The organism is Nostocoides japonicum T1-X7 (genome assembly GCF_001046855.1).
GTDB lineage: Bacteria > Actinomycetota > Actinomycetes > Actinomycetales > Dermatophilaceae > Nostocoides > Nostocoides japonicum.
In genome coordinates this window covers 1261176-1273568 of sequence record NZ_HF570958.1, presented here as the reverse complement: position 1 = coordinate 1273568, position 12393 = coordinate 1261176, and the positions used below count along the sequence as shown (strand labels likewise).

Here is a 12393-nt window from a genome sequence, read left to right as displayed (position 1 = left end):
GGGCGGTGGCAACGGCGTCATCAGCTACTGGCTCTGGGACGCCTCCCAGCAGCCGGGCTACCAGAAGTGCGCCGACGCCTTCCACCAGCAGAACCCCAAGCTCACCGTCAAGATCACCCAGTACGGCTGGGGCGACTACTGGTCCAAGCTCACCTCGGGCTTCATCGCCGGCACCGCCCCCGACGTCTTCACCGACCACGTCTCGAAATACGCCCAGTTCGTCGACCTCAAGGTGCTCCGCCCCCTCGACGAGCTCGGGCCGACCAAGGACATCCGCAACGAGGACTACCAGCCGGGCCTGGCCCAGCTGTGGATCGGACAGGACGGGCATCGTTACGGGGCTCCGAAGGACTGGGACACCGTCGCGATCTTCTACAACCCCGCGATGCTCAAGGATGCCGGCGTCGACCCGAAGACGCTCGACACGCTGACCTGGAACCCCACCGACGGCGGCACGTTCGAGAAGCTCGTCGCCCATCTCACGGTCGACGACAAGGGTCGGCGCGGCGACCAGCCGGGCTTCGACAAGAACCACGTCAAGACCTACGGCCTCGCCTCGGACGGCTCCGGAGGTGGCGGCTGGGGCCAGACCCAGTGGTCCGCCTTCACGGGGAGCACGGGATGGCAGGCGACGAACAAGAACCCGTGGGGCGACCGCTTCAACCTGGACCAGAAGAGCTTCCAGGACACCATCGCCTGGTACTTCGGCCTCGTCCGCAAGGGCTACATGCCGACGTACGCCGCCACCGGCAGCGGCGCCAACGGCGTCGACAAGCAGATCGGGTCCGGCACCGCGGCCATGGGCATCGCCGGCGACTGGATGATCTCCACGTATGCGGCGATGACCGACGCCAAGGGCAAGAGCATGGGCATCCAGATCGCCCCCACGCCGATCGGTCCGAGCGGCAAGCGAGCCTCGATGTTCAACGGTCTCGCGGACTCCATCACGACCCTGTCCAAGCACCCGGAGCAGGCCGCCCAGTGGGTCGCCTTCCTCGCCGGGTCGGAGTGCCAGAAGATCATCGGGCAGTCCGGGGTCGTCTTCCCCGCCCGGCCCGAGGGGACCGCGCTCGCCATCGCCTACAACGAGAACAAGCGCCACCTCGACGTGTCGCCCTTCACCGACCACGTGAAGAACCACACGACGTTCCTCTTCCCGGTCACCTCCAACGCGGCCGACATCACCGCGCTCATGCAGCCGGCCATGGACGCCATCTACATCGGCAGCCAGCCGGTGTCCTCGCTCACGACGCTCAACACCCAGCTCGACCAGCTCTTCAGCATCGTCCAGCGGTAGGCCGCCGGCGATCGCTGCGCAGCCGTCGGTGTGCCCGCCCGAGTGCGGCGGCGCGGGCACACCGACCCCACCCGATCCGCTCGAGTCGCCAACAAGGCGGTAACCCGCTAGATTCCGGACAAAGATTGACAAAGGGATCCGCCCGGACGGCTACCGACTCGCGGCCTCGGGCGTTCGTGGAAAGGGTCGGCGCGGTGACCTCGACGACGGCGTCGTACCCCACCCAGAGGGCCATCTTCGTGGAGAGCGCGACCGGTCATCCGGCGAAGTTCCCCGAGCGGCGCTGGGCCCGCTGGGTCCTGCGCGTCGCGATCGCCGTCCCGTTCGTCCTCCTCGCCGTCGTCTTCCAGGCCCGCGGCGGGTCCTGGCCGCGGACCGCCAACGGTGCGCTCGAGGCCCGCGTCACCGGGCTGGCCTGGGACTCGACCGACGTCGCCGGGCTCCGTCAGCTCTACCCGCCGATCAGCAGCTTCCTCGCGCTCCTCACCCCCGGAGGGGCGATCGGGCTCGCCGTCGTCGGCTCGCTGCTCGGTGGGATCCTCGTCCAGCTCGTCCTCCAGTCGATGCGGCGCAAGGAGTTCCCCCCGGCCGTGCGGCTGGCATACCTCCTGGCCCTCACGACGACCCCCGTCTTCGCCTTCGTCGTCACGACGAACCTCGAGGCCACGCTGGGCCTGCTGTTCTTCGGCGTGGGGATGATCGACCTCGTTCGGTTCGTCACGTATGCCAACACCCAGGCGGGCTTCCGGGCGGGTCTGCTCTTCGCCGCCTCCGTGCTCTCGGACCGGATCGGCCTCTTCACGATCGTCGCCGCGGCCTACACGAGTCTGCTCATCATCCACTCCCGACCCGGATCCCGGCGTGCCAACGTCCTCGTCGTCATGTTCCCGACCGTCGCGCTCGTCGGCGCCTTCATGGCGCTGGGAGCGGGATTCCGGGTCGGCGCCGTCACCGCCGTCGCCGGCTACCCGGCCTGGGACGCGGACCGCGCGGCCCAGGTGGGCCACTTCCTGCAGACCGGCGAGGGCCTGGTCTACCTCGCGCCGGCCGTCATCGTCATCGTCGCGGCCGCCGCGCTGCGCCACCCGTGGGTCGGGATCGTCGGCATCATCCTCACCGGTATGCCGCTGCTCGCCTTCGTCCTCGGGCTGGCCCCGCCCGGCACGGCCGGGACGACCTACCTCCTCATGCTCATGTTCGCCGCCGCCGTCGCTCCCCAGACGACGACGAGGCTCACCTCCGCGCTCGTCGTCGTGCTCGCCGGCGTCCTCTGGGTCCTCGGCTGGCTCACGGTCCTCGTGAACCCGACGATGCATCTCTGGCTCACCGTCGTGACCCGCGGTGGTGCGGCATGACCACGGACACCGCCAGCAGTCTCGACGCGCGCCTGCTCGACCCGGCGCTGCGCACGGCATACGCCCGCGAGGGATGGATCCCGCTCCGGCGGGAGGACGGCGTCGTGGTCGTCGCCGTCGCGGGTGAGCCGACCGCGGACCGCCAGGAGCGCATCTCGGCCGCCGTGGGAGGTCCGATCACGATCGTCCCCTGGTCCTGGGGGGCCGTGACGGCCACGACCGTCGACGGCTTCGCGGCGCAGTATGCCGACCAGGCCGGTCTCGGCCTCTACCGCACCGATCCGGTCCACTCGGCCCGGCACGTCCTCTCCCGCGGCCAGCAGCTGCTCGGCCTCGTCCTCGCCGCCATCGTCCTCCTCGTCGGCGTCCGCTGGCCCGGGGAGGCCGCCATGGCACTCGTCGGCGTGTCGAGTCTCGTCTTCCTCGCGAGCACGATGTTCAAGTTCGTCGTCGCCATGCGCGGGTCGCGCTACGACCTCGTCGAGAGGGTCGAGCGCGCCGAGATCGAGGCGCTCCACGACGACGACCTGCCGGTCTACACGATCCTCGTCCCGGTGTTCCGGGAGGCCCGCGTCGTCAGCCGGCTCATGGACAACCTCGGCCGGGTCGACTACCCGACGGACAAGCTGGAGGTCATCGTCCTCGTCGAGGAGGAGGACGACGAGACCCGGGAGGCCATCGCCCGGTCCGACCCGCCCGACCACTTCGTCGTCGTGACCGTGCCGAAGGGGGCACCGCAGACCAAGCCGCGTGCCTGCAACGTCGGGCTCGAGGTCGCACGCGGCGAGTTCCTCGTCATCTACGACGCCGAGGACGCCCCGGAGCCGGACCAGCTGAAGAAGGCGGTGCTCGCCTTCCGCCGGGTGGACCATCGCACCGTCGTCCTCCAGGCCTCCCTCAACTACTTCAACGCACGCGAGAACGTGCTGACCCGGATGTTCACCCTCGAGTACAGCTACTGGTTCGACTACATGCTCACCGGGCTCGACGTCCGTGACCTGCCCATCCCGCTCGGGGGCACCTCGAACCACTTCCGCACGGAGGCGCTGCGCCGGCTCGGCGGCTGGGATCCCTTCAACGTCACCGAGGACGCCGACCTCGGCATCCGGGCCAGCGCGCTCGGGTACCGCGTCGGGGTCATCGACTCCACGACGATGGAGGAGGGCACCTCGCGGATCCGGATCTTCATCGGCCAGCGCAGCCGCTGGGTGAAGGGCTACCTGCAGACCGCCCTCGTCCACGCCCGCCAGCCGGCCCGAGCCGTCTCGACCCTCGGCGCTCGCCGGCTCGCGTCGTTCGCGCTCCTCATCTTCGGCACACCGCTCACCTTCCTCGGCGTGCTTCCCTTCACCGTCCTCACCCTCGCGACGATCATCGTGCCCTGGACGAGTCCCCTTCTCGACGTGCCGCCGCTGGTCCTGTGGCTGTGCCTCATCAACTTCCTCGTCGGCAACGCGCTCATGGTGTACCTCAACATGATGGGCCCCTACAAGCGCGGCGAGTTCTGGCTCGTCGGCTGGGCGGTCCTCAACCCCCTCTACTGGCTCCTGCACTCCATCGCGTCGTACAAGGCGCTCTGGCAGCTCATCACCAAGCCGCACTACTGGCAGAAGACCGAGCACGGCCTGTCGACGTACGACCCCGACGGCGGCCACGCACCGGGCGGAGCCCGCCAACCCGGATGAGCGGTCCGGATCGTCAGGCGGTGGCGACGGCCACCCGCCGCCTGATGCCGAACAGCGTGTAGAGGAAGGCGATCGCCGCGACGATGGCCAGGAGCACGAGGCCGACGGTGTAGCGGTGGGCGACGGCGTCGTACGTCGCGCCCATGACGAGCGGCGGGAAGTAGCCGCCCAGTCCGCCCGCGGCACCGACGATGCCGGTCACCGACCCGACCCGCTCCGGGGGCGCCTGGTCGGCGACCCACGCGAAGATCGCTCCGGTGCCCAGCCCGAGGAAGAGGGCGAGGACGACGAACGTGAGACCGGCCAGGAGCTCCGGCGGTGGGACGGTCGTCTCGACGAGCGCCATGACCGTCGCGCCGGCGAAGGAGATCGCCGCGACCGTGCGGGCACCGATCCGGTCGGAGAGGATGCCGCCGACGGGACGGGCGATGACGGCGGCGATCGCGAAACCGGCCGTCCGGGAGCCCGCCCCGGTGAGGTCGAACTCGTACACGTCCTTCAGGTACGTGGGCAGGTAGGTGGAGAAGGCGACGAACCCGCCGAAGGCGACGGCATACAGGAAGGCCATCTGCCAGGTGATCCCGAGCTTGGCCGCCGCGACGAGCTTCGGCACCACGGGCTCCGTCGCAGGCTTCCACCGCGGCGAGTCCTTCGCCGCGGACCACACGAGAGCCGCCGTGAGGACGAGGGCGACGGCGATGATGACGTGGGTCGTCGTGTAGCCGAACCACTTGACGAACCGCGGGGTGAAGAAGGCCGACAGCGCCGTGCCGCCCATGCCCGCCCCGAACACGCCCGTGGCGAACCCGCGTCGGGACTGCTCGAACCACGCGTTGACGAAGGGTATGCCGGTCGCGAAGGTCGTCCCCGCGATGCCGAGGAAGAAGCCGAAGAGGATCATCAGGCCGTACGACTTCGCGTTGCCGGCGACGGCGACGAGGAGGACGAAGGGCACCGACAGCAGCATGAGGACGGTGAACATGACGCGTCCGCCGAACTTGTCCGTCAGCGCCCCGACGGGGATCCGGCCCACCGACCCGACGAGAACCGGCGTCGCGACGAGAAGGGACTTCTGGGTGGCGGTGAGTCCCATCTCCTCGGTGTAGCGGACTCCGAGCGGAGCGACCATGTTCCACGCCCAGAAGCTGATGGCGAACGCCCACAGAGCGAGGACGAGGTTCTTCGTCTGCCCCTGGCGGAGGTCGGCGTCGGTGACGGCGGTGGCGGTCATCATCGTCCTTCTCTCGGCTGGTGGTCTCGGTCGGCCGTCCCGACGGGCGCCCATCCCGGACGGCTCGCACGGGTCGCGGCCGACCCCGCGACCTCGTCACGGCTGCGATAGACGATGTAGGGCCGGAAGAGGTAGTGCAGTGGTGCGGTGAACGCGTGGACGAGCCGGGTGAACGGCCAGATCGCGAAGAGGACCATCCCGACGAGCGTGTGGATGTGGAACTGGATCGGTGCGGCGGCCATCGACTCGACATCGGGGTGGAGCCAGAAGATCGAGCGGAACCACGGCGACACCGACTCGCGGTAGTTGTGGGCCGCATGTCCCGCCCCGATGCTCACCACGGTCGTCCAGAGCCCGAGGACGATGGCGGCGACGAGGATGACGTACATGAGCTTGTCGTTCTTCGTCGTCGCCATGAACACCGGCCCGGTCCGGCGGCGCCGGTAGATGAGGATGGCGATGCCGGCGAGCGTGCAGAAGCCCGCGATCGATCCGAAGAAGAGCGCGTTGAAGTGGTAGAGGTTCTCCGAGATGCCGAGGGCGTCCGTCAACGACTCCGGCACGATGAGCCCGCCGACGTGGCCGACGACGACGAAGAGGATGCCGACGTGGAACAGCGGCGAGCCGATGCGCAGCAGCCGCGACTCGTAGAGCTGGGACGAGCGCGTCGTCCAGCCGAACTTGTCGAAGCGGTAGCGCCAGATCGTCCCGCCGATGAGGAGGGCCAGGGTGAGATAGGGCAGCACGCCCCAGAGCACGACGTCCATCAGGCGATCCCCACCTTCTCGGTCGGCGGTCCGTATCCGGCCATCCGCATGACGGCCGCGCGGTCGGCGGGAGAGGCTCCTGGGAGCGTGAGGCACACGGCCTCGACGAGAGCAGCGTACGGCGTGCCCGCCTCGGTCAACGCGATCCGCAGCAGCTCGATGCTCGGCCGGTAGCTCTGGAGCAGCTCGACGCCCACGTCGAGGTCGACCCGGGCCGAGAACTCGAGGACCATCGGGAGGTAGTCGGGCAGCTCCCCATGGGTGTCGACGACCGCCCCACTGTCGCGGTAGCGCTGCTTGAACCCGGCGAGCACCTCGCCGCGGCGGCGGGTGTCACCGTCGGTCCAGTAGGACAGGTAGAGCGCGTGCTTGCGCGACAGGTCGAACAGTCGGACGTACTCCTGCTGGAGCTCGGCGAGGTCTCTCCCCCGGGTCGCCGTGAGGAAGGACGAGACCCGCTGCGCGGCAGGCGAATGCGGCAGCTCGGCGACCGCGTCGGCGATGGCCCCCAGGGCGGTGACGAAGGCCTCGTCCGGATAGGACAGGCACCACGCGGCGGCCTGGTGGACGACCCGCTCGGCGACCCGTGCGCCGTCCCCGCGGCCCATCACTCGTCTCCTCCGTGCGCCTCGGGGAAGAGACCCTCCGGCGAGCCGTTGCCGTCCCAGTTGAGGAGGTTGACCCGGCCGCGGAGGGAGGAGCTGCTCGTCTCGGCACCGCTCGTCTGCCGTTGGCGCAGCGCCTGGAAGGTCTCGACGGCGACGGGGGCGGGACGCCCGCTCGCCTCACCGAAGGCGGCCGAGCCGTACATCCCCGGGCCCTCGTCGTAGTCGAGGGAGCACGCGAGCTCCTCCAGCTCGTGCGCCTTCTGCTGGTGGTCGAGGGCCGAGACCGTCGGGATGACGTACCGCTCCTCGTACTTGGCGATGGCCATGAGCCGGTACATCGCGCGCATCGACTCCTCGGTGAGACCGACGGAGGCCGGGATCCCGGCGTCGGGCTCACGGTCGAGCGTGACGTCCCGCATGTAGGCGCGCATCGCCGCGAGCCGCTGCAGCACCCGGGTGACGACCTCGGTGTCACCCGCCGTGAACAGCTCCGCGAGGTAGTCGACGGGGATCCGCAGGGCGTCGATGGCGCCGAACAGGGTGTCGCGATCCTCCGCGTCGTGGCCCTGCTTCGCGAGCAGGTCGACGATCGGGGACAGCGGCGGGACGTACCAGACCATTGGCATCGTCCGGTACTCCGGGTGGAGCGGAAGGGCCACCTTGTAGACCTTCGCGAGGGCGTACACGGGGGACCGGCGAGCCGCGTCCAGCCAGTCGTCGGGGATGCCCTGCTCCTTGGCGGCCCGGATGACGGCGGGGTCGTTCGGGTCGAGGAGCAGGTCGAGCTGGGCCTCGTAGAGGTCCTTCTCGTCCTCGACCGAGGCGGCGGCCGTCACCTTGTCGACGTCATAGAGGAACAGCCCGAGGTAGCGCAGCCGGCCGACGCACGTCTCGGAGCAGACGGTCGGTATGCCGACCTCGATGCGGGGGTAGCAGAACGTGCACTTCTCGGCCTTGCCCGACTTGTGGTTGAAGTAGATCTTCTTGTAGGGGCAGCCGGTGATGCATTGCCGCCAGCCGCGGCACCGGTCCTGGTCGACGAGGACGATCCCGTCCTCCGCGCGCTTGTAGATCGCGCCGGAGGGGCAGGAGGCCATGCACGACGGGTTGAGGCAGTGCTCGCAGATCCGCGGCAGGTAGAACATGAACGTCTTCTCGAACTCGAAGCGGATCTTCTCGTTCGCCTCGCCGCGCGCTGCGTTCACCGCCTCGACGATCGGGTCGAGGTGGCCCATCTCGCTCGCGCCGCCGAGGTCGTCGTCCCAGTTCGCCGACCAGGTGATCTTCGTGTCCTCGCCCGTGATGAGCGACTTGGGCCGGGCGACGGGGAAGTCGTCGCCGAGCGGGGCCTCGATGAGCGCCTTGTAGTCGTAGGTCCACGGCTCGTAGTAGTCCTCGAGCTCGGGCTGGACGGGACTGGCGAAGATCGTCAGGAGCTTGCGGAACCGGTTGCCCCCGCGGAGCGTCAACCGCCCCCGGCGCGTGCGGACCCACCCGCCGCGCCACTTCTCCTGGTCCTCGTAGCGGCGCGGATACCCCTGCCCCGGGCGGGTCTCCACGTTGTTGAACCACACGTACTCCGTGCCGGCCCGGTTGGTCCAGGCCTGCTTGCAGGTCACCGAGCACGTGTGGCACCCGATGCACTTGTCGAGGTTCATAACCATGCCCATCTGGGCCATGACGCGCATCAGTACTGCACCTCCTGGCGGCGTTTGCGGACGACGGACACCATGTCGCGCTGGTTGCCCGTCGGGCCGAGGTAGTTGAAGGCGTAGGAGAGCTGGGCGTAGCCGCCGATGAGGTGCGTCGGCTTGACGAGCAGCCGGGTCACCGAGTTGTGGATGCCGCCCCGGCGGCCCGTCGCCTCCGACTTCGGCACGTCGATCGTCCGCTCCTGCGCGTGGTGGACGAAGACGACGCCCTGGGGCATCCGGTGGCTCACGATCGCCCGGCAGACGTAGACGCCGTTGTCGTTGACGCACTCCACCCAGTCGTTGTCGTGGACGTCGATGAGCGCCGCGTCGCGGTCGCTCATCCACACCGTCGGGCCCCCGCGGGCGAGGGAGAGCATGAGGAGGTTGTCCTGGTACTCGGAGTGGATGGACCACTTGTTGTGCGGCGTGAGATAGCGCAGCGTCACCTGGAGCTCTCCGGTCGACCCGAGGACGGGCTCGCCGAAGAGGCGGTGCATGTCCACGGGCGGTCGGTAGGTCGGCAGGGCCTCGCCGAGGTCGGTCATCCAGTCGTGGTCGAGATAGAAGTGCATCCGCCCGGTCAGGGTGTGGAACGGCTTGAGCCGCTCGATGTTGACGGTGAACGGGGCATACCGCCTGCCCCCGGTCTCCGACCCGGACCACTCGGGCGAGGTGATGACCGGCACCGGGGCGGCTTGGGTCTGGGCGAAGGTGACGCGCTTCTCCTCCGAGCCGCGCGCGAGGTCGGCGAGCCCCTTGCCGACCCGCTTCTCGAGGGTCTCGAACCCCTGCACCGCGAGCTCGCCGTTCGTCGTCCCGGAGAAGGTGAGGATCGCCTCGGCGAGCTTGCTGTCGGTGTCGATGGCGGGCCGGCCGTCACCCGCGCCGCCGAGCATGACGCCGTTGTCGTGGGCCAGCCGCTCGGTCTGCTCCTCGAGGCGGTAGGTGACGTCCTTGACCGTGAAGCCGAGCGAGTCGGCGAGCGGCCCGACCGTCGCGAGCTTGTCGGCGATCGCCGTGTAGTCACGTTCGACGACCTGGAACACCGGCATCGTCCGGCCGGGGACGGCCTCGGCCTGCCCCCTTTTCCAGTCCAGGACACGCCCGCCCGGCTGCGCGGTCTCCCCCGGTGTGTCGTGCGTGAGGGCCACGCTGACGAGGTCCTTCCGGACGCCGAGGTGGGACTTCGCGAGCTCGGACAGCCGCTGGGCGAGCAGGTGGAAGAGCTCGAAGTCCGACTTGGCCTCCCACGGTGGGTCGATGGCCGGCGAGAAGGCGTGGACGAACGGGTGCATGTCCGTCGAGGACAGGTCGTGCTTCTCGTACCACGTCGCGGCGGGGAGGACGACGTCGGACAGCAGGGTCGTCGACGTCATCCGGAAGTCCGCCGACATGAGGAGGTCGAGCTTGCCCTCCGGGGCCTCGTCGTGCCAGGCAACCTCGGTCGGCCGCGGGGTCTCCGGCGACTCGGTGCCCATGACGTTGTTGTCGGCGCCGAGCAGGTGGCGCTGGAAGTACTCGCTGCCCTTGGCCGAGGACCCCATGAGGTTGGAGCGCCAGAGAACGAGCGTCCGGGGCCAGTTCGCGGGGGCGTCGATGTCCTCGATGGACGCCTTGAGGGTGCCGTCCTGCCACGCCTTGGCGACGTATGCGGCCGGCGACTCCGCCTCTCCGCGCTCGACCGCGTCGGTCGCGTCCTGGGCGATGTCGAGCGGGTTCTGCTCGAACTGGGGGTAGAAGGGCATCCAGCCGAGCCGCGCGGACTGGGCGATGGCGTCGGCCGTGTGCCGTCCGGCGAGGTGTCCCTCGGCGAGCGGCGAGGCCAACGAGTCGGCGGAGTAGCCGTCGTTGCGCCACTGGTCGGTGTGCATGTACCAGAAGGACGTCCCCGGCACGGTGCGCGGCGGTCGCGCCCAGTCCAGGGCGTTGGCGAGCGAGACCCACCCCGTGATGGGGCGGCACTTCTCCTGGCCGACGTAGTGGGCCCAGCCGCCGCCGTTGCGGCCCATCGAGCCGGTGAGGATGAGAAGGGACAGGACGGCGCGGTAGGTCGCGTCGCCGTGGAACCACTGGCAGATCCCCGCCCCCATGATGACCATCGAGCGGCCGCCGGACTCCTCGGCGTTGCGGGCGAACTCCCGGGCCACCCGGATGCACTGCTCGGCCGGCACGCTCGTGATCTCGGCCTGCCACGCCGGGGTGTAGGGCGACGCGACGTCGTCGTACCCGCTCGGCCACTGCCCCGGCATACCCTCGCGGGCGACGCCGTACTGGGCGAGCATGAGGTCGAAGACGGTCGTCACGAGGTGGCCGTCGACGCGCCGGGCCGGCACTCCTCGGCGCAGGACCGATCCCGAGCCGTCCGGCGCGGTGAAGGCCGGGAGGAGGATCTCGGTCGCCTCCGATCCGTCGCCCTCGAGGGTGAGCAGCGGGACGGTGTCGCCGAGGTCGAGGTTCCAGCGGCCCGTGCCGGACTCGGCATACCGGAATCCCATCGAGCCGTTCGGGACGACCGGGCTGCCGGCCGCGTCGAGGACGACCGTCTTCCACGCCTCCTCGGGCGCCTCGGGGGCTCCGGCGAGGTCGGACGAGGTGAGGAACTTCGTCGGGACGTGCGCACCGTCCTTCTCCTCGAGCCGGACGAGGAAGGGCAGGTCGGTGTAGCGGCGGACGTAGTCGGTGAAGAACGGCGTCTCGCGGTCGACGAAGAACTCCTTGAGGACGACATGCCCCATCGCCATACCGAGGGCCGCGTCGGTGCCCGCCTGCGCGGGCATCCACTCGTCGGCGAACTTCGTGTTGTCGGAGTAGTCGGGGCTCACCGTGACGACCTTCGTGCCCCGATAGCGGACCTCGGCCATCCAGTGGGCGTCGGGGGTCCGGGTCACGGGCACGTTGGAGCCCCACATGACGAGGTAGGTCGAGTCCCACCAGTCGCCGGACTCGGGCACGTCGGTCTGGTCGCCGAAGACCTGGGGGCTCGCGACGGGCAGGTCGGCGTACCAGTCGTAGAACGAGGTCATGACGCCGCCGATGAGCTGGATGAACCTCGTGCCGATGCAGTGCGACACGATCGACATCGCGGGGATCGGCGAGAAGCCCGCACACCGGTCGGGGCCGTAGGTCTTGATGGTGTGGACGTGGGCCGCGGCGACGATCTCGACGGCCTCGGCCCAGCTGATGCGGACGAGGCCCCCTCGCCCGCGAGCCTGCTGGTAGCGCCGGCGCCGCACCGGGTCGCCGACGACGTCCGCCCAGGCGAGCACGGGGTCGTGGAGGCGCGCCTTCGCCTCGCGGTACATCTCGATGAGGAGGCCCCTCGCATACGGGTAGCGGACCCGGGTCGGAGAGTAGGTGTACCAGGAGAAGGCGGCGCCCCGCGGGCAGCCGCGGGGCTCGTACTCGGGTCGGTCCGGGCCGACGGACGGGTAGTCGGTCTGCTGTGCCTCCCACGTGATGATGCCGTCCTTGACGTACACCTTCCACGAGCACGAGCCCGTGCAGTTGACGCCGTGGGTGCTCCGCACGACCTTGTCGTGGCTCCACCGGTCGCGGTAGAACACGTCACCCCGGCGGCCCCCCTCGCGGAACACCGCCCGCTCGTCGGTCGTCTCGTCCCAGCGCGTGAAGAAGCGCCCGAGCTTCAAGAGCGCGTCCGCGGCCGGTCCGTCGATGCCACTACCTGCCGTCGTCGATGGCGCCATGCCCTCGACTGTAGCGTGTGTCGCATCCGCCAGCGTGGACCAACGACAAAGA

Annotated in this window: 8 protein-coding genes; 3 read left to right on the top strand and 5 right to left on the bottom strand. The window is 69.6% G+C overall.

Features of this window, described 5'->3' with window-relative positions; translation table 11 throughout:
• From BN12_RS05780 to BN12_RS05770, 3 genes are all read left to right on the top strand, one after another.
• Positions 1 to 1297 (top strand): ABC transporter substrate-binding protein (locus tag BN12_RS05780; protein WP_048550818.1); only part of this gene is annotated, 1297 nt, incomplete at its 5' end.
• A gap of 194 nt (positions 1298 to 1491) precedes the next feature.
• Complete coding sequence (locus tag BN12_RS05775) at positions 1492 to 2652, top strand: hypothetical protein (protein WP_048550817.1); 1161 nt, start codon at positions 1492 to 1494, stop codon at positions 2650 to 2652.
• Positions 2649 to 4337, top strand: a complete 1689-nt coding sequence (locus tag BN12_RS05770) for a glycosyltransferase (RefSeq protein WP_048550816.1) — start codon at positions 2649 to 2651, stop codon at positions 4335 to 4337. The genes BN12_RS05775 and BN12_RS05770 overlap by 4 nt, the downstream gene beginning before the upstream one ends.
• Positions 4338 to 4350: 13 nt before the next feature.
• Here the strand turns inward: BN12_RS05770 and BN12_RS05765 are convergent, their stop codons facing one another.
• From BN12_RS05765 to BN12_RS05745, 5 genes are read right to left on the bottom strand one after another with little or no spacing between them, the layout of a single operon-like run.
• Complete coding sequence (locus BN12_RS05765) at positions 4351 to 5568, bottom strand: nitrate/nitrite transporter (protein ID WP_235432310.1); 1218 nt, start codon at positions 5566 to 5568, stop codon at positions 4351 to 4353.
• Positions 5568 to 6335 carry a respiratory nitrate reductase subunit gamma gene (gene narI / locus BN12_RS05760; protein ID WP_048550811.1) on the bottom strand — a complete coding sequence of 256 codons (768 nt, stop codon included), beginning with the start codon at positions 6333 to 6335 and terminating at the stop codon, positions 5568 to 5570. Before narI ends, BN12_RS05765 begins: the two co-directional genes overlap by 1 nt.
• A complete protein-coding gene (gene narJ / locus BN12_RS05755; RefSeq protein ID WP_048550809.1) occupies positions 6335 to 6943 on the bottom strand; it encodes a nitrate reductase molybdenum cofactor assembly chaperone in 609 nt (202 codons plus the stop codon). The genes narI and narJ overlap by 1 nt, the downstream gene beginning before the upstream one ends.
• Entirely contained in the window at positions 6943 to 8631 is a 1689-nt protein-coding gene (gene narH, locus BN12_RS05750) for a nitrate reductase subunit beta (protein ID WP_048550808.1), read from the bottom strand. Before narH ends, narJ begins: the two co-directional genes overlap by 1 nt.
• The gene (locus BN12_RS05745; RefSeq protein WP_048550807.1) at positions 8631 to 12341 is read right to left on the bottom strand and encodes a nitrate reductase subunit alpha; all 3711 of its coding nucleotides are present in this window, start codon (positions 12339 to 12341) and stop codon (positions 8631 to 8633) included. The genes narH and BN12_RS05745 overlap by 1 nt, the downstream gene beginning before the upstream one ends.
• Positions 12342 to 12393 lie beyond the last annotated feature (52 nt).

Excerpts from the sequence above, each read along its gene's own strand:
- BN12_RS05770 (WP_048550816.1), top strand. The coding sequence starts at position 2,649 with ATGACCACGGACACCGCCAGCAGTCTCGACGCGCGCCTGCTCGACCCG.
- narI (WP_048550811.1), bottom strand. The coding sequence starts at position 6,335 with ATGGACGTCGTGCTCTGGGGCGTGCTGCCCTATCTCACCCTGGCCCTC.
- narH (WP_048550808.1), bottom strand. The coding sequence starts at position 8,631 with ATGCGCGTCATGGCCCAGATGGGCATGGTTATGAACCTCGACAAGTGC.
- narJ (WP_048550809.1), bottom strand. The coding sequence starts at position 6,943 with ATGGGCCGCGGGGACGGCGCACGGGTCGCCGAGCGGGTCGTCCACCAG.
- BN12_RS05765 (WP_235432310.1), bottom strand. The coding sequence starts at position 5,568 with ATGACCGCCACCGCCGTCACCGACGCCGACCTCCGCCAGGGGCAGACG.
- BN12_RS05745 (WP_048550807.1), bottom strand. The coding sequence starts at position 12,341 with ATGGCGCCATCGACGACGGCAGGTAGTGGCATCGACGGACCGGCCGCG.